17 protein-coding genes, 3 pseudogenes and 1 other annotated feature (1 of these 21 only partly in view) are annotated in these 23,622 nt (G+C 39.6%); of the genes and pseudogenes, 17 read left to right on the forward strand and 3 right to left on the reverse strand.

All coding sequences use genetic code 11. The annotated features are described in order from the left end of the window. The 3 genes from IGJ19_RS03555 to IGJ19_RS03565 all read left to right on the forward strand — a co-directional run. Positions 1 to 1,294 carry the 3' portion of an aminopeptidase C gene (locus IGJ19_RS03555; protein ID WP_023519252.1) on the forward strand. 35 nt of this gene lie to the left of the window's left edge, so the window shows 1,294 of its 1,329 coding nt (coding positions 36–1,329); its start codon lies off the left edge, out of view; its stop codon occupies positions 1,292 to 1,294. 181 nt (positions 1,295 to 1,475) lie between these two features. After that, positions 1,476 to 2,309, forward strand: a complete 834-nt coding sequence (locus tag IGJ19_RS03560) for a fructosamine kinase family protein (protein WP_430604420.1) — start codon at positions 1,476 to 1,478, stop codon at positions 2,307 to 2,309. A gap of 14 nt (positions 2,310 to 2,323) precedes the next feature. Continuing rightward, positions 2,324 to 3,073, forward strand: a complete 750-nt coding sequence (locus tag IGJ19_RS03565; RefSeq protein WP_430604421.1) for an acyl-ACP thioesterase domain-containing protein — start codon at positions 2,324 to 2,326, stop codon at positions 3,071 to 3,073. A 201-nt stretch (positions 3,074 to 3,274) separates the two neighbouring features. Here the strand turns inward: IGJ19_RS03565 and IGJ19_RS03570 are convergent, their stop codons facing one another. Then, positions 3,275 to 4,243, reverse strand: a complete 969-nt coding sequence (locus tag IGJ19_RS03570; protein ID WP_071867025.1) for an asparaginase — start codon at positions 4,241 to 4,243, stop codon at positions 3,275 to 3,277. A 142-nt stretch (positions 4,244 to 4,385) separates the two neighbouring features. Here IGJ19_RS03570 and IGJ19_RS03575 point away from each other — a divergent pair, with 142 nt between their 5' ends. From IGJ19_RS03575 to IGJ19_RS03640, 14 genes and pseudogenes are all read left to right on the forward strand, one after another. Next, entirely contained in the window at positions 4,386 to 5,219 is an 834-nt protein-coding gene (locus IGJ19_RS03575) for a DUF72 domain-containing protein (RefSeq protein WP_272018004.1), read from the forward strand. A 120-nt stretch (positions 5,220 to 5,339) separates the two neighbouring features. Beyond that, positions 5,340 to 6,179, forward strand: a complete 840-nt coding sequence (locus IGJ19_RS03580; protein WP_071867023.1) for a Cof-type HAD-IIB family hydrolase — start codon at positions 5,340 to 5,342, stop codon at positions 6,177 to 6,179. A 31-nt stretch (positions 6,180 to 6,210) separates the two neighbouring features. Further along, a complete protein-coding gene (locus IGJ19_RS03585) occupies positions 6,211 to 6,765 on the forward strand; it encodes an HAD family hydrolase (RefSeq protein WP_430604422.1) in 555 nt (184 codons plus the stop codon). A 202-nt stretch (positions 6,766 to 6,967) separates the two neighbouring features. Beyond that, positions 6,968 to 8,689, forward strand: a complete 1,722-nt coding sequence (locus IGJ19_RS03590; protein WP_071867021.1) for a septation ring formation regulator EzrA — start codon at positions 6,968 to 6,970, stop codon at positions 8,687 to 8,689. 200 nt (positions 8,690 to 8,889) lie between these two features. Further along, positions 8,890 to 10,032 (forward strand): cysteine desulfurase family protein, encoded by a 1,143-nt coding sequence (locus tag IGJ19_RS03595; RefSeq protein WP_019723566.1) that lies wholly within the window; start codon positions 8,890 to 8,892, stop codon positions 10,030 to 10,032. Positions 10,033 to 10,051: 19 nt separating this feature from the next. Continuing rightward, the gene (thiI, locus tag IGJ19_RS03600) at positions 10,052 to 11,263 is read left to right on the forward strand and encodes a tRNA uracil 4-sulfurtransferase ThiI (RefSeq protein WP_430604423.1); all 1,212 of its coding nucleotides are present in this window, start codon (positions 10,052 to 10,054) and stop codon (positions 11,261 to 11,263) included. A gap of 259 nt (positions 11,264 to 11,522) precedes the next feature. Further along, on the forward strand, positions 11,523 to 12,176 hold the full coding sequence (locus tag IGJ19_RS03605; protein ID WP_010736081.1) for a redox-sensing transcriptional repressor Rex: 654 nt from the start codon (positions 11,523 to 11,525) through the stop codon (positions 12,174 to 12,176). 103 nt (positions 12,177 to 12,279) lie between these two features. Then, positions 12,280 to 12,492, forward strand: a binding site (T-box leader). A gap of 47 nt (positions 12,493 to 12,539) precedes the next feature. Beyond that, positions 12,540 to 15,185, forward strand: coding sequence for a valine--tRNA ligase (locus IGJ19_RS03610; RefSeq protein WP_260697366.1), 2,646 nt, complete (start codon positions 12,540 to 12,542; stop codon positions 15,183 to 15,185). 121 nt (positions 15,186 to 15,306) lie between these two features. Beyond that, positions 15,307 to 16,620: a bifunctional folylpolyglutamate synthase/dihydrofolate synthase gene (locus tag IGJ19_RS03615; protein ID WP_260697367.1), complete on the forward strand. Its 1,314-nt coding sequence runs from the start codon at positions 15,307 to 15,309 to the stop codon at positions 16,618 to 16,620. Beyond that, a complete protein-coding gene (locus IGJ19_RS03620) occupies positions 16,610 to 17,263 on the forward strand; it encodes an HAD family hydrolase (protein WP_260697368.1) in 654 nt (217 codons plus the stop codon). Before IGJ19_RS03615 ends, IGJ19_RS03620 begins: the two co-directional genes overlap by 11 nt. Before the next feature lie 63 nt (positions 17,264 to 17,326). Beyond that, positions 17,327 to 17,860: pseudogene (gene radC / locus IGJ19_RS03625) on the forward strand (RadC family protein); the annotation flags it as partial. Positions 17,861 to 18,614: 754 nt separating this feature from the next. Beyond that, positions 18,615 to 20,534: pseudogene (gene ltrA / locus IGJ19_RS03630) on the forward strand (group II intron reverse transcriptase/maturase). Between the two features lie 105 nt (positions 20,535 to 20,639). Next, a pseudogene (locus IGJ19_RS03635) lies at positions 20,640 to 20,795 on the forward strand (JAB domain-containing protein); the annotation flags it as partial. A 149-nt stretch (positions 20,796 to 20,944) separates the two neighbouring features. Then, complete coding sequence (locus tag IGJ19_RS03640; RefSeq protein WP_010736076.1) at positions 20,945 to 21,145, forward strand: cold-shock protein; 201 nt, start codon at positions 20,945 to 20,947, stop codon at positions 21,143 to 21,145. Between the two features lie 328 nt (positions 21,146 to 21,473). On the opposite strand, the gene rnjA is transcribed toward IGJ19_RS03640, so the two are convergent. Together rnjA and IGJ19_RS03650 are read right to left on the reverse strand one after the other, a co-directional pair. Then, complete coding sequence (gene rnjA / locus IGJ19_RS03645) at positions 21,474 to 23,153, reverse strand: ribonuclease J1 (protein ID WP_010736075.1); 1,680 nt, start codon at positions 23,151 to 23,153, stop codon at positions 21,474 to 21,476. A gap of 1 nt (position 23,154) precedes the next feature. Continuing rightward, positions 23,155 to 23,367, reverse strand: a complete 213-nt coding sequence (locus IGJ19_RS03650) for a DNA-directed RNA polymerase subunit epsilon (protein ID WP_010736074.1) — start codon at positions 23,365 to 23,367, stop codon at positions 23,155 to 23,157. Between the last annotated feature and the right edge of the window lie 255 nt (positions 23,368 to 23,622).

Raw genomic sequence — 23,622 nt, forward strand, 5'->3', positions numbered from 1 at the left:
TGCCGATCAATTTCAAACGAATAAAAAGCAACAAGCTTTACAAAATGCTGTTGTAAAAAATGGGATCACTGCTTCAGCAGAAAATATTGCTTCACATACAAAAAACACACCGGTATTTTCTGTAGATCTAGCGACTGGGAAAGTCTCAAACCAAAAACAATCTGGCCGTTGCTGGATGTTTGCGGCGTTGAATACATTCCGTCACAAATTGTTGAATCAATTCCACTTAAAAGAATTTGAATTATCACAAAATTATACTTTCTTTTGGGATAAATATGAGAAAGCAAACTATTTTTATGAAAATATTCTTGCAACTGGTAATGAAGCATTAGACAGTCGTAAAGTCGCTTTTTTACTAGCTGTTCCCCAACAAGATGGTGGACAATGGGATATGATCGTATCATTATTCCAAAAATATGGTGTCGTACCAAAATCAGTGATGCCAGAAAGCGCGAATAGCTCAAATTCTCGTGATTTGAATAACTACTTAAACAAATTATTGCGTAAAGACGCCGTTAAACTACGTCAATTAGTGGCAGAAGGAAAAACAAATGAAGAGATCCAAGTAGAAAAAGAAAAGATGTTAGCTGGGATCTATCAATTTCTAACAACTTCTTTAGGTACGCCACCAACTGAATTTGATTTTGAGTACCGAGATGAAGAAAAAAATTACCATATCGATCAACAATTGACTCCACAAATGTTTTACGATAAATATATTGGTGTAAATTTGGATGATTATGTAAGTATCATCAATGCACCGACGGCAGACAAGCCTTACGATCGCTCTTATACGGTCGAAATGTTAGGGAATGTTGTGGGAGGAAAAGAAGTCAAATATCTTAATGTCGATATGACAACGTTCAAAAATTTAGCGATTGCTCAATTGGAACAAGGAGAATCTGTGTGGTTTGGGTGTGATGTTGGTCAATCTTCTACAAGAGATAGCGGCATCATGGCAACAGACGTTTATGAGATGGATGAATTATTTGATTTAGATTTTTCTATGACGAAAGCGGAGCGTTTAGATCATGGAGAAAGCTTGATGACTCACGCGATGGTCTTGACTGGTGTCGATTTAGTTGATGGAAAATCAACTAAATGGAAAGTCGAAAACAGCTGGGGAGAAAAAGTCGGAGATAAAGGGTTCTTTGTGATGAGTGATGAGTGGATGGATGAATATACGTATCAAATCGTTGTCCGCAAAGATTTATTGACGGAAGAACAGCTAGCCGCATTTAATGCTGAACCAATTTTATTAGCTCCTTGGGACCCAATGGGGGCATTAGCTTAATTTCAATATCAATCAAAACAGATACAGAGACTTGATAGTTTTCTGTATCTGTTTTTTGTTGATTTCTTGATTTCAGGATTTTATAAATACCTGTGTTATACTTTAAAATGATATAGGAGTTGTTGCGGGTGTACTTGATCGATGAATGATCGATCTTGTGAAATAGCAAGGAGGAGTGAAAATGGATATCCAAGAAGTGTTAACAGAGATTCGTTTGAGTGGTAAGGTGATACCGATTACTGGGGGAGATGTGAATCAAAACTATCGAATTGAAGAACAGCAAAAATCCTATTTTCTAAAAATCCATCCTCATGTGACCAAACGCTTTTTTGAAGCAGAAGTGGATGGTCTGAAAGAGCTTGCACCACATGTACGAGTACCTGAAACTTATATGTTAGGCGAAACAAATGAAGGTGCCTATCTATTGATGGAATGGATCGAACCAGGGAAAGGTGATCCTCGAGAACTGGCAAAAGACTTAGTAAAAATCCATCGTTCAACTGCACCACAGTTTGGTTTTCGCAAGGACAATTATCTAGGCAGTTTACCACAGCTCAATACATTTGAAGAAGATTGGTGGACCTTCTTTTTCAAAAATCGCTTGGAGGCTCAAATCGACATAGCGGAGAAAAACAATCGATGGAATGAAACACGTGAAAAAGAGTATCAGCGGTTAAAAAAGGAACTACTAAATCGTGACGATCATCGGAAGATTACGCCTAGCCTCTTGCATGGAGATTTATGGAGTGGTAATGTTTTCTATGATAGGCAAGGAAGACCAGTGTTTATCGATCCGGCAGTTTCTTATGGGAATCGCGAACAAGATATTGCGATGAGTCAGTTGTTCGGTGGCTTTCGTCCTGAATTCCTAGAAGCTTACCAAGAAAGCTGGCCATTGGAAGAGGGCTGGGAGAGTCGTTTGCCACTCTATCAACTCTATTACTTGTTGGCGCATCTCAATATGTTTGGAGAGAGTTATGGGACACAGGTCGATCAGATATTAATGAAGAAGTAATTGGAGGTTTTCTTTTGGCACAAAAATATACAAAAAAACATGAAGTATCTTATTATGAATGTGATATCAACAAAACAATGACTTTTCCGTCCATGCTGGGTGTAGTCATCAAGACTTCGGAAGAACAAAGTGATCATTTAGGTCGAGGAACCGACTTTGTCAGTAGCTTTGGCTTGACTTGGGTAATCACGAACTATTCGATGAAAATCAATCGCTTGCCTCATGTAGGTGAAACAATCGATGTTACCACACAAGCGATGCAGTATAATAAATTCTTTTGCTATCGTAATTTTTGGATTCATGATGAGGAAGGAAATGAATTAGTTGAAATCGAATCAGTATTTGTTTTGATGGATCTAGTGAACCGTAAGATGAGTAGTGTGAATGAAGAAATCATTGCACCTTTTGAAAGTGAAAAAATCAAGAAAATCAAACGACAAGAAAAAATCGAGCCAATCGAATCTGGCTTGATGTTGCCATATCGTGTTCGATTTTATGATATTGACAGCAATCAACATGTGAACAATGCGATGTATTTCAACTGGATCATTGATGTTTTAGGTTACGATTTTTTGACAACACATACACCTAAATATGTGTTGATCCGTTTTGATAAAGAGGTTGAATATGGCAATGAGATCGAGAGTCATTATGAACAAACGGTTTCTGAAACAGAAGTAAAAACGAGACATGAGATCAGAATGCAAGAGCAACTTTATTGTGCAGCAAATATCTCATGGGAGAAAAATGCAGAAACAAAATAAATCGAGTGAGATAAGATTGTGAGATGTTTTGCTTCGATAAATAAGCGCGAAAAACCGAAAATTGTTCTTCCAATTTTTGTGTTTTTCGCGCTTATTTCTGAAGGAGTTTCATTTGGAACTCCGTTTATCAACAATATGATTATAGCGTCTATTGAGTTCTCAACATGATGAGACGTACAAGACCCGTATTACTCGATTTTTTTATTGTGTCATAAATTTGATCAACTGTTCTTCTGACAAGCCACCGTTAATGGCAATCAAAAGTTTTATTCTAGCTTTTTGGCTATTGATACTATTACAAAAAATAACGCCCATACTTGCGAGTTCTTTTCCGCCACCCTCGTAATCATAGACGGGTTCAGCGATTCCGTTGAAACAACGAGAAACCAAGACTACTGGTATTTTTTGGATCAAGAGTTTCTTTAATGCTGTTAATGCCTGCGGAGGGAGGTTCCCAGCGCCTAAAGCTTCAATGACCAGACCGTCGACTTTCGAATGGGCAAGTGCTTCTAATAAATCACCTTGCATACCCGCATAGGCTTTGACGATTGGGATCGTTCCTTTGACTGATGCGATATCTAGTCTTTGCGCTTCAAGTAATTCTTGCATAAACAATATACGATTTTTAGTGATCAAACCGATTGGTCCTAACGTAGGAGTACGAAAAGTAGCGACATTAGTCGTGTGGGTTTTAGTGACATAGCGTGCTGAGTGGATCTCATCGTTCATCACGACTAAAACACCTTTGTCTTTTGCTTCCTCACAACTTGCTACTCGAATCGCACTTTCAAAATTATATAGACCATCGCTACCTAACTCATTACTTGAACGCATCGCTCCTGTTAAGACGATCGGTAATTTATCGCCAATCGTTGAGTCTAGAAAAAATGCTGTTTCTTCCAACGTATCTGTCCCATGGGTGATCACGACACCTTGGATGTCAGAAAGAACGGCTTGATTGATTCTTTCTTTAAGTTGTAACATATGTTTAGGCATGATGTGCGGGGAAGGAAGATTAAAGATATCTTCCATGATCAAATCAACATTTTCTGGAATCGTTACTTCTGCATCTAATAGTGGGTTAGCCACATCTGGACTCACGCCACCTGTTAAAGAATTTTCTTTCATGGCGATCGTACCGCCTGTGTGTAAGATAAGAATTTTTTTCATTTTCAGAACTTCCTCACGAATAATTTTGCATAGGGTTTCTAGCTTATTGTATACTATATAAAAGAGTTTTGCTATGAATGAATCAAACGGAGTAACTTGAACAAAAAGATAAAATGAATTTAACGAATGGAAGTGATTCGCCGTGATCAAAGTTGGCTTGACTTCATTTAAAGAACATGACAAATTAACAGGAAAAAAGAATAATACTCTTTACGATTATGCGAGTGTCCTTTCATTAGTCGAATTAGATACCGCCTACTATGGCATCCCCAGAAAATCATCTGTGGAAAAGTGGGTGAACGAGGTGCCGGCAGCTTTTCGTTTTGTGATAAAAGCCTATCAAGGAATCAGTGGTCAAGGTGACTGGCAAAAGTATTATCAATCTGAAGAAGAGATGATCGCACGCTTTTTAGAGGTGATGGCACCGATGAGTGAAACAGGAAAACTCTTTTGTTTTTTAGTTCAATTTCCAGCTTCATTTAAATGCACCAAAGAAAATGTCGCCTATTTAAGAAAACTAAGAAAATGGTTCAATGGCTATCCGGTAGCTATTGAGTTACGTGACTATTCTTGGTATAGCGACCAATTTCTGTCACGCACGAGACAGTTTATGACTCGTGCAATGTTTTCCTTAGCAATCATTGATGAACCACAATTACTGAATACGACGATTCCTTTCGATCCTTATGTGACAAATACGGATTTTACCCTTTTTCGTTTTCATGGAAGAAATGAGCAAGGTTGGCAAGCAAATGATCAGGATTGGCGAAAAAAAAGAACGTTGTATCGCTATTCTGAAGAAGAGTTACAGGAATTAGCAGCAGCCATCAAAAAAGTAGACGAGTCAACAAAATATGTTGGGGTGATCTTCAATAATAACTCTGGTGGAGATGCGGCTGAAAATGCCTTGGCATTACAAAAGATCTTAGGGATCGAACCAGATGAGCTGAATCCAAAACAAATCGATTTGTTTTGAAGACCTGTCTTTTGTAATCACTCTATATAAAAAGTAGCACGCACGCCTTACCAATAAGAATTGAAACTGTTCAACTAGAAATTTTTACTAAATAATAATCGGAAGAGGTGATGGAACGACATGATCAAAGCAGTTTTTTTTGATATCGATGGCACATTAGTCAACAACCAAGCAAAAGCGTTGGCTTCAACTAAATATGCGATTGATCAACTACAAAAAAAGGGCATATTATGCGGTGTTGCCACTGGGCGCAGCCCTGTAAGAATCAAAGAAGTGATCGATGAACTTGAACTAGACATGTTCGTCGTCTACAATGGTCAATTAGTCTTTGACCGTGATCAAACGATCGTCGACCATCCTTTTGATAAAACAGTATTAGCGGATATCGTCCACTTTTCAGATGCTCATCACCGACAAATCATTTTTGGTGGGCGAGATCAACTAGATGGTTCAACGACGATGATGCTAGGACAATCGATCATCATCAAAAAAATCGTCAATCACTTACCAAAAAAATTCCCTGTACGTCTGTTGAAAAAAATCTTACAAGTGTTCAGTCCACATCGTCAACGTAAACGGTATGAAACCTTAGCGATATTGAATGAACCGATTTATCAATGCATTTTATTGAGCCAAACATCTGAGCAAGAAAAACTCATCCAACGATTCCCAGAGTGTTCGTTCCAACGTTCTAATCCTTATACGGTCGATATTATTCCTAAAGGGGGATCCAAATTGTTAGGAATCCAACAGTTTGCGACAAGCAAAGGAATGGCATTGTCTGAAATCATGGCATTTGGCGATCATTACAATGATGTTGAAATGCTAAAAGGAGTAGGAATCGGTGTTGCAATGGGGAATGCGCCAACTGGTGTGAAGCAGCAAGCTGATTTTGTCACAGCATCAAATGAAGCGGATGGTATTTATAAAGGTTTGAAGCATTTCGGGATAGTTGATTGAATGTATGTCAGTTAGGAGGACTAGAATCATTATGGAGCCAGAAACACCTTATCAAAAAGTAGAACAATTCCATCGGACATTCGATCCAAGAATACCAGAGCGACCCACTGCATTTACTAAAGAACATGCGGATGATCGAGCAGGATTCAAAATCGAAGAGTTAGTTGAATTTGTGGCAGCAGCCAGTGAGGGTGATGCGAAAAAATTGCATGATTCCGTCCAATACTTGCATCATGCACTTGATCAAGCAGAAAAAAAGATTCTCAAAAAAAATGTTTGGGGAGAGGAAAGTCTCGTCGAGCAAGTAGATGCGCTGACCGATTTGCTTTATTTTACGTATGGCTCTTTTTCTTTGCTGGGCGTTGATCCTACGAGGATTTTTGATATTGTCCATCAAGCGAATATGGGTAAACTATTTCCAGATGGTAAACCTCACTACGATCCTGTTACAAACAAAGTATTGAAGCCAGACAATTGGCAAAAAAATTACGCGCCTGAAGAAAGGATCGCAAAGGAAATCAAGGAGCAAATGAAGAAGGCAGAGCAAGTAAAGTTTGCCACAGAAAATTCTTCAACGGGTCCTTGATAAGGTCTTCTCATTTTAGTTGGTAGAAAGATGGCCAAAAGATTTTTTATGTAGGTAGTGTATGACTGAACATAGTATGTTATAATATAAAATAGATGTCTTTTTGCACGAAAGACGTATTTACAATGTTATGCAAATCAGATTCGTCTGATCATAAACAAATAGAGACAGTAGATGCATATTGAAAACGGAGGAACCTTAAATGGGAAATAATGTTATCATCGGGATCGTCATTGCAATCATTATAGTCGCCATTCTGGCTTTTTTGGTTAGTTACGTAATGAAGAAAAAAAACCAAGATCGATTGGACGTCTTAGAAAAACGCAAGGAAGAATTATTCGACTTGCCTGTGATTGAAGAAGTTGACGATGTCAAAAAAATGCATCTAGTGGGGCAAAGCCAAAATACCTTTCGTGAATGGAGTCAAAAATGGAACGACATCTCTACCTCATCATTTGCCGAGTTAGAAAGTCAGATCTTTGAAGTCGAAAATCTCAACGAGAGCTTTAGATTCTTAAAAGGAAAAAAAGCAGTAGAAGAAGCCGAAGCAACCATGAACCAAATGGAAAAAGAAGTTGCGGAGATTCGTGAAGGCTTAAAAGAATTGCGTGAAACAGAAGAACGTAATTCCTTAGCTGTTCAACAAGCTTTAGACGTTTATGAGGAACTAAAAGCAACGATCCGAGAAGAAGAACAGCAATACGGTCCAGCTTTACCTGAGTTACAAAAGCAAGTGAAAACGATTGAAAATGAGTTTACACAATTTGTTACGTTAAATACTTCAGGTGATCCAGTGGAAGCCCGTGAAGTGCTGGATAAAGCGGAAAAACACACGTATGAAGTGGATGCGTTAATGAAAAAAATCCCGCCATTATTTGAAGATCTGAATACGACTTTCCCGGCGCAAGTGGAAGAGATCCAAGAGACCTATGACCGCTTGATCAAAGAGGAGTATGTTTTTCCAGAAGAAAACCTGTCTGGCGATATCGAAACGATCAATCGTCGAATCGAACGTTCGTTGATCAATATTGAGAAAACGGAAGTTGAAACTGTTGAATTTGAAAATCGTGAAACGGCTAATCTGATCGATGCATTATATGATATTTTAGAACGTGAGATGGAAGCACAAGCATTTGTGACTAAAAATCAAGCAACGATCGAACAATATATCAAACATGCGACAAAAAACAATCGTCAATTGTTGATCGAATTAGATCATACCGCTCAAAGTTATACATTGAACCATAACGAAATTGGGCGTGTACGTGGTTTCCAAACAGAAGTGGAAGAAATCGAACGCCAAAACGAACAAATCAAACCACAGTTACAACAACATGAAGTGGCTTACTCAGAAGTAAGAACGTTCTATAAGAAAGTCTTCAAAGTATTAGAAGATATTGAAAACCAACAGGTTGAAATCAGCGATTCTTTACACGAACTAAGAAAAGGTGAAAAAGAAGCGCAAGAAAAAATCGATACATTCGAATTTAAATTGCGCAGTCTTAAACGGTTTGTTGAAAAACAACGATTACCAGGTTTGCCAAATGATTATCTAGAGTTTTTCTTTGTGGCAACAGAACGTATCGAAGAATTGAGTACTGTGTTGAATAAAATCAGAGTCAACATGGATGAGGTCGAACGTCTTGTAGCATTATGTGAAGAAGATCTAGAGTTACTTGATAAGAAAACCCACGATCTAGTGGATGCAGCAGCATTAACCGAGCAAATGTTGCAATATGCGAACCGTTACCGTCACACACATGAAGAAGTGAAAGAAGCCATTGAAAAGAGTTATTACTTATTCAATAAAGAATATCACTATCAAGAGGCTTTGGATGAGATCGGCACAGCATTAGAGCGCACAGAACCAGGTGCATTCAAACGAATCGAAGATTTTTACTTCAATCATCCTGATTTAGTATAATCCTGCGATCAAAAAAGACAACACAGGCAAGTGCCGAGTGTTGTCTTTTTTTGGGAGTCATTGACTAGTAACTATTGGGTAGAGAAATACGTTGATTCGATCGATTTTTTTATAGAGTCCAACTCAGAGAAAACGCCACTTGAAAGCACAAGGGACAACCGTTATAATAGGTAAGAATTTCAAAAAAAGAAGGTTTAAATATGATATATTTCGATAATAGTGCGACAACACCGATTTATCCGCAAAGTTTGGATGCGTATGTCAAAACAAGTCAACGGATCATCGGGAATCCATCAAGTCTACACGATTTAGGCAATCAGGCGAACCGCCTGCTACAACAAGCGAGAAAACAAATCGCTGAACTGATTGCTGTCTCCCCTGAAGAAGTGTATTTCACATCAGGTGGAACAGAAGGAAATAACTGGGTGCTTAAAGGAACGATGCTTGAAAAACTAGGTTACGGTAACCACATGATCATTTCAGGCGTTGAACATCCAGCTGTCAGTGAAACAGCTGAGCAGTTAAAAAAACTCGGTATCGAAGTGAGTATTGCTCCTGTCGATAAAAGAGGGATCGTCCGCGTAGATGAGTTGAAAAAATTAGTGCGTAAAGAAACGATTTTAGTTTCCGTTATGGCAGTAAATAATGAAGTAGGTGCGATCCAACCAATCAAAGAAATCAGTAGTTTTTTAAATGATTTTCCTAAAATCCATTTCCATGTGGATGCGGTACAAGCCATTGGTAAAGTTCCTTTAGAGGAATGGTTGACTGAACGTGTGGATTTTGCCACTTTTTCTGCCCATAAATTCCACGGGCCTCGTGGTGTTGGTTTTGTTTATTGGAAAAAAGGCCGCCGGTTAGCACCGCTGTTCACTGGAGGCGGACAAGAGAAAAATCAACGGAGTGGAACAGAGAATGTGCCGGGAATCGTCGCGATGGCAAAAGCCCTGCGTTTAGCTCTAGATATCAAAGCACAAAAACCAAACCAAACTGCCTATCTTAAACAAGCATTGATTGAAGCTTTACATACGTATGATAAAGTAACGATTTTTTCTGAAGGTGAAGATTACGCACCCCATATTTTGTGTTTTTCATTAAAAGGTATTCGTGGTGAGGTATTGGTCCATGCATTAGAAGAAAAACAAATATTTGTCTCTACGACAAGCGCTTGTTCTTCTAGAAAGCACATGGCAAGTAGTACGCTGCATGCGATGCAAGTACCCAATGATTTAGCTACTTCAGCGATTCGCGTCAGCTTAGATGAAAGCAATACGATGGCAGAAGTCGAACAATTCATGATCATCTTTAAACAGTTGTACAAGAAATTTTCAGTCATCAATTAAGAAACAGAGGAGTGTTTTTGTGAAGTACAGTGAAATCATGGTTCGCTATGGTGAACTTTCAACAAAAGGAAAAAATCGTCGCAGTTTTATTATGCAGTTGGCACAAAATGTCAGACAGGCATTGAGCGATTTTCCTGAAATCAAGATCCACGCAGAGCGTGATCGGATGCATCTACTGTTGAATGGTGTAGACGGAGACTTAGTTATCCCTAAGTTAGCGAAGATATTTGGAATCCAAAACTTTTCACCTAGCGTGCGAGTAGAAAAAGAAGTACAAAGTTTAAAACAAGCGGTTCAGGAAATCATGCAAGAAATCTATACAGGAAAAGAAACATTCAAGATCATTGCAAAACGTAGTGATCATAGCTTTGAATTGGACAGCAATGAACTAAACCAAGCATTAGGAAATGCAGTCATCGATGTTTTTCCGGATATCCAAGTACAGATGAGAAAGCCAGATATTGCGTTGCGTGTGGAAATCCGCCGAGATGGGGCTTATCTTTCCTATGAGACGATCAAAGGAGCTGGCGGTCTGCCTGTCGGTACAAGTGGAAAAGGTATGTTGATGCTTTCTGGAGGGATCGATTCTCCAGTTGCCGGTTATTATGCCATGAAACGTGGGGTAGAAATTGAAGCTGTCCACTTTGCTAGTCCACCTTACACGAGTGAACAAGCCTTGCAAAAAGCGAAAGACTTAACAGTGAAGCTGACACCCTATGTTGGTAAAATCGAATTTATCGAAGTACCGTTTACAGAAGTGCAAGAAGAGATCAAACGAGTGGTGCCCCAAGGCTACTGGATGACGATCACACGTCGGATGATGCTTCGTTTGACAGATGAGATCCGCCGTATTCGTCATGGACTAGTGATTTTAAATGGTGAATCATTAGGGCAGGTGGCTTCCCAAACACTCCAAAGTATGGTGGCAATCAATGAGGTCACGAATACACCGATCATTCGTCCTGTAGCGACGATGGATAAATTAGAGATCATCGAAGTGGCTGAACAAATCGATACGTTTGATTTGTCCATTCAACCATTTGAAGATTGCTGCACGATCTTTGCACCGCCACAGCCTAAAACTCGTCCACGACTAGAAAAAGTGCATCAATACGAAGAACGTTTGGATATCGAAGGGATGATCGAACGTGCATTGGCAGGATTAAAGATCGAAACGATCCACACAGAAACAGCAAAAGAACAAGTAGAAGAATTTTCTGATTTACTTTAAACGAAGGAACTTGTACTTCTTGTACGAGTCGATCATTCGTAATAAAAGATCCAGTCTCAAGAAGTAGACAGGTGAAAGAGGACGAGACAATTGTTTAGCCTCGAGAAATAAGGCGCCATCCACAAAAATTGTATGTCAAATTTTGTGGATGGTACCTTATTTTTCTTGTTTTTCATGGAGTTAAGCTTCCTCCTATTGCGAGGTTCCTTGTTCCATGCTAAACTAAAATTATGTGAAATGATTAACAAGGAGAAACGATATGCGAGAAAAATCAGAAACGTTACCCAAAGCAACAGCGAAACGGTTGCCTTTATATTTGCGCTATTTGAATATGTTGAATGATTCTGGTGTTCAACGAATCAAATCAAATGAATTTAGTGAGATCACACAAGTACCTTCTGCCACGATCCGAAGAGATTTTTCTCATTTAGGAGAATTAGGGCGAAGCGGTTATGGGTACGATGTTCCCTATTTGATTGAAGTATTTGATCGAATTTTGAACACAGAAGAAGAAAAAAGAATCGCTTTAGTTGGTTTTGGGAATTTAGGAAAAGCATTGAAACACAATAATTTCAGAAGAAATGCAAATTTGAATATTGTTTGTGTATTTGACAATGATCCAGCCATCGTCGGAAAAGAAATCGAAGGTGTGATGGTTTATCCTATGGATCGTTTTAGTGAAATCGTTGAAAAAGAAGGAATCAAAGTGGCGATATCGACTGTACCAAGTAAGTATTCACAAGCAGCTATCGATGAAATCGTCAAAGGAGGCATTACTGCGATCTTGAACTTTGCGCCAGATCGTGTCAATGTTCCGCCACATGTCCATATGCAATACATCGATCTGACAACTGAGCTACAGACGTTGATCTATTTTGATGAAAATTATTCGCAAGTCTTTCCTTCCAAGTAGAAAACAAGTGGAAAGATCGTACCAAAGTGAAGTCTTTATGTGAATCGAACAGTGATTCATCAAGAGCTTTTATTGACTTTGGCTACTAACCATTGTAAAATGAGTCAAGATGTTGATCAAGAGGAGTAACTAGTCCGACGTTTAGAGAGAGAGAACGAATGGTGGAACGTTCTTAGCGAAAGCTAGTGAAGGTAGCTTGGGAGTTTTTGTCTTGAATCGAGTAGAGATGAACGAGTAGTGATCGTTAACTCACTTTGAGAGGTAATAGGCAACTATTACAAATTAGGTGGTACCGCGTAATTTATACGTCCTAAATACGAAAGTATTTAGGGCGTTTTTTTTATTTCAAAGGAGGAAGACAGTATGACGGAAGAAAAGAATCTATCGACAAAGTATAATCCGCAAGAAGTTGAAGCGGGGCGTTATCAAAACTGGTTAGACGAAGATTTATTCAAACCTAGTGGCGACAAAAAAGCAAAACCTTATTCAATCGTTATCCCACCTCCCAATGTGACTGGTAAACTCCATTTAGGTCATGCTTGGGATACAACATTGCAAGACATGTTGATTCGACAAAAAAGAATGCAAGGCTATGATACGTTATGGTTACCGGGGATGGACCATGCAGGGATTGCAACGCAAGCAAAAGTAGAAGAAAAACTACGTGAGCAAGGTGTTTCTCGTTATGATCTAGGTCGCGAAAAATTTATTGATCAAGTATGGGAATGGAAAGAAGAATATGCCGGTCATATCCGTGAACAATGGGCAAAAATGGGTTTATCTTTGGATTATAGCCGTGAACGCTTCACCTTAGATGATGGCTTGTCTGAAGCTGTTCGTAAAGTATTCGTTAGCCTATACGAAAAAGAGTTGATCTATCGTGGCGAATACATCATCAATTGGGACCCACAAGCACGCACAGCTCTTTCTGATATCGAAGTGATCCACAAAGAAATCGAAGGTGCCTTTTATCATATGAGCTATGAATTGGCTGATGGTTCAGGTGTGGTGGAAATTGCAACGACTCGTCCAGAAACGATGCTTGGTGATACGGCGATCGCTGTTCATCCAGAAGATGAGCGTTACCAAGCATTGATTGGTAAAAAAGTCATTTTACCACTAGTGAATAAAGAAATACCGATCATAGCAGATGAATATGTCGACATGGAATTTGGAACAGGGGTTGTAAAAATCACGCCCGCACATGACCCAAATGACTTTGAAGTCGGTAACCGTCATGACCTCCCACGAGTGAATGTCATGAATGAAGATGGCACGATGAATGAATTAGCAGGTAAGTATCAAGGAATGGACCGTTTTGCAGCACGTAAAGCGATCGTTGCGGATCTAAAAGAACTTGGGCGTCTGATCAAAATCGAAACGATGATCCACAATGTAGGCCATTCTGAGCGTACAGGGGTAGTTGTTGAACCTCGTTTATCAACACAATGGTTTGTAAAAATGGCACCTTTAGCTGAAAAGGCGATCCAAAATCAAGAAACTGATGATGCAGTTGAGTTTTTCCCACCACGTTTCAACCAAACCTTCTTACGCTGGATGGAAAATGTTCATGACTGGGTAATCTCACGTCAACTATGGTGGGGACATCAGATCCCTGCGTGGTATCATAAGGAAACTGGTGAAATGTACGTGGGCATGGAAGCACCAGCAGACAGTGAAAACTGGTTACAAGATCCCGATGTGTTGGATACTTGGTTCAGTTCAGCGCTATGGCCTTTTTCAACAATGGGCTGGCCTGACGAAGACAATGAAGATTACCAACGTTACTTCCCAACAAGTACATTAGTAACGGGCTATGATATCATCTTTTTCTGGGTAAGCCGAATGATTTTCCAAAGCTTGGAATTTACAGAACGTCGTCCATTTGAGAATGTACTGATCCATGGATTGATTCGTGATGAACAAGGACGCAAGATGAGTAAATCTCTTGGAAATGGGATCGATCCAATGGAAGTCATTGAAAAATACGGTGCTGATGCGTTACGCTGGTTCTTATCCAATGGTTCAGCACCAGGACAAGACGTACGTTTTAGTTACGAAAAAATGGATGCTTCTTGGAACTTCATCAATAAAATCTGGAACGCTTCTCGTTTCGTTATCATGAATGTAGAAGGAATGACCGTAGAAGATATTGATCTTTCAGGTGAGAAAACTGTAGCCGATCGCTGGATTTTGACACGTTTGAATGAAACAATCGCTAAAGTGACTGATTTATTTGAACAATTTGAATTTGGTGAGGCAGGTCGCCAATTGTATAACTTTATCTGGGATGATTTCTGTGACTGGTACATCGAGATGAGTAAAGAAACACTTTACGGTGAGGATGAAGTAGCGAAACAAACCAACCGTAGTATTCTTATCCATACGTTGGATCAGATCTTACGCTTATTGCATCCGATCATGCCATTTGTCACAGAAGAAATCTGGCAACACATCCCTCATAAAGGCACATCTTTAGTAGTGGCTGATTATCCAGTCGTGCAACCGGAATACGATGATGAAGCTGCTTCAAAAGGGATGGAAGTACTGAAAGAATTGATTCGTTCTGTACGTAATATCCGTTCTGAAGTGAATACACCATTATCAAAACCAATCACGTTACTGATCAAAACAAATGATCCGAAGATCGATCAATTCTTAAATGAAAACACTAGCTATATCGAGCGCTTCTGTAATCCAGCAGAGTTGACGATCTCAAGTGACGTAACTGCACCGGATCTAGCAATGTCAGCGGTCTTGACTGGCGCGGAAATCTTCTTACCTTTAGCAGGGCTGATCAACATTGAAGAAGAAATCCAACGTTTAGAAAAAGAACTAGCAAAATGGACAGGCGAAGTGAAACGTGTACAAGGAAAATTAAGTAATGAGCGTTTTGTATCGAATGCACCGGATGATGTAGTTGAAGCAGAGCGTGCAAAAGAAAAAGATTATTTAGAAAAACAAGCAGCTGTCAATGAACGTATTGCGCAATTAAAATCAATCAAATAAAACGAAAGGGAGAGGTGACGGAAGTTGCCTCTCTTTTTTAAGTAAAAAGAGTTCTTCTGGATTTCATTGTTTCCTACGTAAGCTTTTTTGTTATAATGAAGAGGAATGGGGGGATAGTAACGTGAAAATCGAAGAAGCAATCAATTGGATCCATAGCCGATTACCATTTGGCTCACGTCCTGGATTAGACAGAGTAGAGGCCTTATTAGAGGTAGTCGGACACCCAGAAGAAAAAGTCAAAACGATCCATATTGCAGGGACGAATGGCAAAGGTTCAACAGTGACTTATTTAAGATATTTATTAGAAGAAGCCGGCTTGACAGTCGGAACATTTACCTCCCCATATATCGAATCCTTCAATGAGCGCATTTCGATCAATGGACAAGGCATTCCTGATGAATCATTGATTCGACTAGTAAAGAAATATCAACCGCTAGTTGAGCAGATGGATCAATTTGAAGCAGTAGCTGGCATTACCGAATTTGAAACGTTGACTGCTATGGCATTTGATTATTTCTTGGAAGAACAAGTGGACGTCGCGATCATTGAAGTGGGATTGGGTGGTTTACTCGACTCAACAAACGTAGCGAAACCTTTGTTGACGGGTATCACAACGATTGGTATGGATCATACAGATATTTTGGGCGACACGATCGAAGAAATCGCTGCTCAAAAAGCAGGGATCATCAAACAAAATGTGCCACTGGTCACTGGAAATATCGTACCTGAAGCCTTGGCAGTGATCGAAAAACAAGCAAAATTAAAAAATGCTACACAACACGCATGGGGAGAGGCTTACACAGTCAGTTACAAACATCCGGCAGAAGAGTGGGGCGAAATTTTTTCATTCCAAAATGAGTTTGGCAAAATCCCTAAGTTGATCATCCATATGATTGGGAGACATCAAGTTGAAAATGCGGGTATGGCGATTGAAATGTATCAAATCTATTGTGGACGGATGAATCTTCCATTCCGTGAAAAAGACGTGATCAATGGCTTGAAAAAGGCGCAATGGCCAGGTCGTATGGAACGATTAAGTGAAGAACCCTTAGTGATTTTAGATGGGGCGCATAATACCCATGCGATGGCACGTTTAGTCCAAAATCTTAAACAAGAATTCAAAGGCTATCATATCCATCTTTTGTTCTCTGCTTTACGAACAAAAGAGGTTGATAAAATGTTACACCAATTACAAGAAGTACCAGACGCAACAATTTACGTCACTACTTTTGATTATCCTAAAGCAATCGAGCTGTCGGATATCCAAGCAACGACTGATGAGAAAGTTACGATTGTTTCAATGTGGCAATTTGGGCTTGCAGAGATCTTGGAGAAGATGACGGCTGAGGATGTTCTTGTAGTGACAGGTTCACTCTATTTTATTTCGGAAGTGCGACGTTTGCTTGTACAGTTGGGAGGAAAAAATGAAAGTTAATGCAGTGATTTTTGATATGGATGGCTTATTATTTGATACAGAGATCGTTTATTATGAGGCATCCCAAACAGTAGCCGATCGGATGGGGTTTCCCTATGACAAAGATCTTTACTTGCGATTTTTAGGCGTTTCTGATGAAGAAGTTTGGGCGAACTACCATACTATTTTTGCAAACTTTGGTCGAGAAACTGTCCAAAAATTTATCGACGATTCCTATCAAGAAACGCTTGATCGTTTTGCCTTAGGTCAAGTTGAATTAAAACCAGGTGTTTTAGAATTCTTGAACTTTTTGGAAGAAAAAGATATCCCAAAAGTAGTCGCATCAAGTAATCAGCGACATGTCATTGAACTGTTGCTAGAAAAAAATAATCTACGTCATCGTTTTGATACGATCGTCTCAGCTGAAAATGTCAAACGTGCAAAACCAGATCCAGAAATCTTTTTACATGCCCAGGCGTTTTTAGGTACTGAAAAAGCGGAGACATTGATATTAGAAGATTCACAAAATGGGGTACTAGCAGCGTATGGTGCAGGAATCCCAGTAATCATGGTGCCAGATTTACTAGCGCCTTCTGATGAATTAGCCGCTAAGACAACAGCGATTGTTTCTTCACTTCACGAAGTTCCGGCATTGATCAAATAAAAATAAAATAAATATCCTCCTTTTTCGTATCTTATTTTGAGCGCACGGGAAAGGAGGTTTTTTATGGAAAAAAATTTGCTTCAAACAGTACCCGCTACGTCTCTACCAAGGGAGAGGATGGAGACTTATGGAGAGGATGCGTTATCAGATCAAGAGCTTTTAGCCATTTTGCTTCGGACTGGTCAGCATCCGTATAATGTATTAGAAGTTGCGGGTACGTTATTGAAGAAATTTGGTGGTTTAGCGCTCTTGAGACAAGCAACACTAGCAGAATTAGAAGCGGTTCGTGGGATTGGTCGGGTCAAAGCCTTAGAGATCAAAGCATTGATCGAGCTTGGTCGACGGATACAAGTCGATCAGTTGCGTCAAACGACGACTGTCCATGCGAGTTATGAATTGGCAAAAGAATTGATCCTAGAACTAAAAGATCAAAAACAAGAACATTTAGTTTGCATCTATCTCGATACCAAAAATCAAATCTTACTAAAGAAAACCTTATTCATCGGGTCATTGGATCAGACAATCGCACATCCACGTGAAGTGTTCCATTACGCAGTCCGCTATTCAGCAGCACGGCTTGTACTTGCTCATAATCATCGTGAGACACGTTCGTAATTGAAAAGATTACGCACGTCCTCTCAGAAATAAGAGAGTCGTGAACTCTTTGCTTGATAGGTGAAATGAAGGAGTAACGTCCTGAAGCGCTTACTCTGATACTCCGGCATGCGTCATTTCATATATTGGGAATGAGGTGTGAATCTCGGTGAAGTCGGCTGAAAGATACCGTCTGTTGATTAAAATAGTGAACTGCAACGAAATCTCTCTAGCGGTAGAGGGTGTATCAGATAGGTCGGGAGTCGTTAAACTTGATAAGGTGAGAATGTGGTGAAACACTGACGAACCAGCGAATGAAATATCCATAAGTGGCGAATACCTAGAAATGGGTAAGGCTAACAGTAGGTTAGTTATGTTCCGTGGGCGAGTACCTATGGTGGTTCCGAAAGCTCCATGCACAGTTACAGGCTGTGGAGAGAACATTGGGTAAGAGTTGGCACCTAAGTCAAGACATAAGATAAAGCAAAGGGAACGTGGAAAGCTGTCATCGTGGAGAGAGTATACTCAATGAAGCGATTTTAAGGGGAATCATAAAGAGGAAACTTAAATTTGTGGCAGTGAGAGTGGAGGCACGAGCGAAGAAATTTCTGTAATGGAGATGGAGCAACAGCCTCTAGCCGTTAGTTTGATATACTTCAACTCAGTCATAGCAAAGGATTCTGGTATGACTCAAAAGGTCACGTACCTATAAGGAGCGTGATAGACCTTGAAAGAAAGTTTTAAGAAGATCCCTAGAATGAAAAACACACGGTTACGCCATGCGGAATATTATGGTATGACCGAAGTCTTCGATTCAATCTATGAGCGAAGTAATAAGGGCGAAAAATTTAAAAACTTGATGACGATCATCACCTCAACAGATAATATTCTTCTAGCCTATCGAAATATCAAACGTAATAATGGTAGTGCGACACCTGGAATAGATAAGGTGACTATCTACGATATCGAGAAGCTGGATACAGAGGAGTTTGTCAACAAAGTCAGGAAACGTTTCACTCATTACAATCCTCGAAAAGTAAAACGAGTAGAGATTCCCAAGCCGAATGGGAAAACCAGACCACTAGGAATCCCATCAATGTGGGATAGAGTCGCACAACAATGTATCCTACAAGTCCTTGAACCAATCTGTGAACCAAAGTTTTATAAACACAGCTTTGGCTTTCGACCAAACCGTTCAGCAGAAAACGCTGTTTCTACAGCGGCGGGGCGAATTAATCGAGCAAAAATGCAATATGTAGTCGATGTAGACATCAAAGGATTCTTCGATGAAGTCGATCATACAAAATTATTGCGACAGATATGGACATTGGGAATACAAGACAAACAACTACTCGTGATTTTGCGTAAAATGTTAAAAGCACCTATCCAAATGCCTAATGGAGAAACGATCTATCCAACGAAAGGGACACCACAAGGCGGGATTCTTTCCCCGTTGTTGGCAAACATCAATTTGAATGAATTTGATTGGTGGATCGCGAAACAATGGGAAAGTTTCAATTGTGAAAACATTAATGACTATTACAACGAAAAGGCTGAAAGATGGAATCACCAACATAGATATAAACGGTTGAGAAAAACGTCAACACTAAAAGAAATGTATATAGTCCGTTACGCAGATGACTTTAAAATCTTTACAACTACAAGAGCAAATGCTGAAAAGATTTTTACAGCAAGCAAAATGTGGTTGGAAGAACGGTTAAAACTACCTATCTCTCCAGAAAAATCAAAGATTACAAATCTGAAAAAGAAAAGTAGTGAGTTTCTTGGATTTGAATTGAAAATGGAACGTAAAGGATACGACAGAATGGGACGTAAGAATTATGTTTGCCAATCCCATATTTGTGATAAAGCCAAAAAGAGGATCAAGAAACAGCTCAAAGATCAGATAAAATTGATATAAAAAGCACCAAACGGCAATGATGTTACCCGTCACCTAAACATTTACAATAGTATGGTTATCGGGATTCACAATTATTATCAAATCGCAACACAAGTCAATGCCGATTTGATGCCGATCCAGTATCAATTAACCCAAGTTGAGAAGCACAGATTTAAATACTTGGGAATAAAGAAGACATCAAAATATAAAACTCGTGATAAAGGTATTCGACCGTATCTAAAATCGAAAATGACAAGGTATATTAACGATATACCGATTATACCGATTGGTTTTATAAAGACGAGAACGGCTTTAATGAAGCACAACGGTGTGTGTAAGTATACAGAAGAAGGTAGAAAACTGATTCATAAAAAGCTTCAAGTAGTTTCAGTGCAAGCACTTCAATGGCTTAGAAGCCATCCAGTGATTGGCGAACGAGCAACAATTGAGTTTAACGATAATCGTATTTCTCTATTTGTGACCCAACAAGGAAAATGTGCGGTTACAGGTGAAGAACTGGATGTCATACAAATGCACTGTCACCATAAAATCCCATGGATCAAATCAAAAGATGATCGATACTCTAATCTCGTTTTGATTAGCGATACCATTCATCGATTGATTCACGCAACACGTGAAGACACACTTCTATCTTATTTGCAAGACCTTAACTTGTCGGATTCGGAATTAGAGAAAGTCAATAAATTGCGAGTAGCAGTAGGAAACACAAAAATTTCATTCAGTAATCAATTTAAAACCGGACTGAGACAAACATGAAGTAATGAACTAACGGGGGAACGCCGTGTACGGTGAAAGTCGTACGCACGGTGTGAAGTGGGGGAAAAACTGGCGATAATATCAAAGGTTTACCTATCGCTATCCAGCGGCAACGTTCTTCCGTCCAAGCAAGACATGCGATTGACACGACGCATTCAGGAATGTGGAGAGATGATGGGGATCGAAGTTCTTGACCATCTGATTATTGGCAGCAAACAATACTTTAGTTTGCGTGAAGAAGGATTAATGGAAAAAGAATGATGTAGCTTTCTTGCAAAAAAAAACAACCAAGTGTACAATTATAATGTAATTTTGTTTGGGAATAGAAGTTGAAACATCTGTTGCACCTCTATCGTACACGAGCAATGTTACAATCAAATAAGTGCTTTGGCACGAGGAGGGTATTATTAATGGAAAACGGAACAGTTAAATGGTTCAACGCTGAAAAAGGATTTGGTTTTATCTCACGTGAAGATGGAAGCGACGTATTCGTACATTTTTCAGCAATCCAAGGTGACGGATTCAAAACATTAGAAGAAGGTCAAGCAGTTACTTTTGACGTAGAAGATTCAGATCGTGGCCCACAAGCTACAAACGTTGAAAAAGCGTAATCTATACGAAAATATACTGTTATGAGGCTTGCTTTGTCATGGAGCGAACCAAGTAATTGATGACAGAGGTTGAAACCAACATGTTTCCCTCGAAAAATAAGACGAGACCCACAAAAATTGTTCTTTCACATTTTTGTGGCTCTCGCTTTTTTTATAAAAAACCGGGAGTAGGACATTAATTCTCACCACCTAAAACCGAATAAACGGCGGGAACAGAAGAACCGCTTCGATAAACAAGGCGCCAACCACAAAAATTTGAAGAACAAATTTCGTGGCTGGCGCCTTATTTATCGAGGCTGAACACTTCTGGCCCGACCTCGCTTTTAAGTTAGTTTTGATCCGGTGTCATCACCATAGGGATGATCATTGGATGTCTTTCTGTACGATCGAACAAGTAAGGTTGTAATGCACCGACCATCGCTTCTTTTAATTTGTGCTCCGAACAGTCGGGGGCATTTAGCACATCACGCAATGCGTGGAACAAAATGCGTTGCGCTTCATTGATCATATCCCCTGATTCACGCATATAGACGAAGCCACGAGAAAGGATATCTGGTCCAGCTAGAATTTCTTTTTTCTTGATATCGACAGTTGTCACTGCAAGAACGAGTCCTTCTTCTGAAAGTAAATGACGATCTCGTAAAACAACATTACCGATATCACCGATTCCACTGCCATCGATATACACATCGCCAGCGACGAATTTTCCAGCTAAACGAGCAGAATCACTTGTCAATGCTAATACATCACCGTTTTCCATGATAAAACAATTCTCAGCTGGTACACCTGTGTCTTGTGCAAGAGAGGCATGGATCTTCAACATCCGAAACTCACCATGCACCGGTACAAAATATTTTGGCTTCATCAAACGAAGCATCAATTTTTGTTCTTCTTGACCACCATGACCAGATGTGTGGATATTATTGATTTTTCCATGAATTACTTCAGCACCAGCTTCAGACAATAAGTTGATCAAGTGGTTCACACTTGTTGTATTACCTGGGATCGGTGAGCTAGAAAAAATCACCGTATCATCTGGTTGGATTTGGATTTGACGATGGGTACCATTCGCAATGCGGCTCAATGCAGCCATTGGTTCACCTTGCGAACCTGTACATAGGATCATTGTTTCATTTGCAGGCAAACGATTGATTTCATGCGCATCGACAAAGGTACCGTCAGGCACTTTGATGTAGCCGAGACGTTGTCCGTTGACGATCGCATTTTCCATACTACGCCCGAAAACAGCAATTTTTCTACCCGTTGCTACAGCGGCTTCCGCTGCTTGTTGTAGACGGAAGATATTGGAAGCAAAGCTGGCAAAAATGATCCGACCTTCGATTTTCTCAAATATTTTCAAAATAGAAAGGCCAATCGTTTTTTCTGATTTCGTAAACGTTGGAATCTCTGCATTGGTACTATCTGAAAGGAGGCAAAGAACGCCTTCTTCTCCGATACGAGCCATTTTATGCAAATTTGCTGGTTCTCCTACAGGTGTAAAATCGAACTTGAAATCTCCAGTAGCCACGATGTTACCAGAAGGTGTTTTGACAACCACACCTAAAGCATCCGGAATACTATGGGTCGTTCGGAAAAAGCTGACGGATGTTTTTCTGAAACGGATCACAGTGTCTTCATTGATTTCATTTAGCACAGCGTCACGAAGTAAGCCATGTTCGTCCAGTTTATTTGTGATCAAAGCTAAAGCTAGAGGGCCAGCGTAGATCGGGATATTTGCTTGCTTTAATAAGTAAGGTATCCCACCAATATGGTCTTCGTGTCCATGAGTGATCACTAAAGCTTTGATTTTGTGTATGTTTTGTACGATATAGTTGTAATCAGGAATGACGTAGTCAATGCCAAGCAGTTCATCTTCTGGAAACTTGATTCCAGCGTCGATGATAATGATTTCATCTTGGAATTGTACCCCATACGTATTTTTCCCGATTTCACCTAATCCACCAATCGCAAAGACGCCTGTCTCATTATTTTTGATGGAAAGTTTCATCTTAAAACTCCACTAATGTGAATGCTGGGTTTTCTTTTTCGTATTCTAGATGGTTACCTTCTAGAAGTTGTACGAATTCGATATTGTATGGGGTATTTTCTTCCACTCGTTGGCGTGCTTCAACATCGCTGTTTGCTTCGATGTATAGCGATTGTGTTTCTTCACGTTTTGGGTTACGGATTTTTGACTCTTGATAATAAACTTTGTAAATCATGGTTTATGTCTCCTTTATCTGCTTAAAGCAGTAATTTAGCGTATTTTTTGGACAACACAAAACGAGGGGACAAGCCACCTATGTTTTTTTATACTTTAAGAAAAATACTTGATTCTCCTTAAAGAGACAAGCCTCGCATTTGCTTATCCAATTGGAATATTTTTTACTCGGATCCTCTGTATGAAACATACAATAGTTAATTGCTATTCTAGCATAAATCAAGAGATAAGTATAGAAAACGGTCACTGTAAAATG

Source organism: Enterococcus sp. DIV1368b, assembly GCF_050529595.1.
Taxonomy (GTDB): Bacteria; Bacillota; Bacilli; order Lactobacillales; family Enterococcaceae; genus Enterococcus_B; species Enterococcus_B mundtii.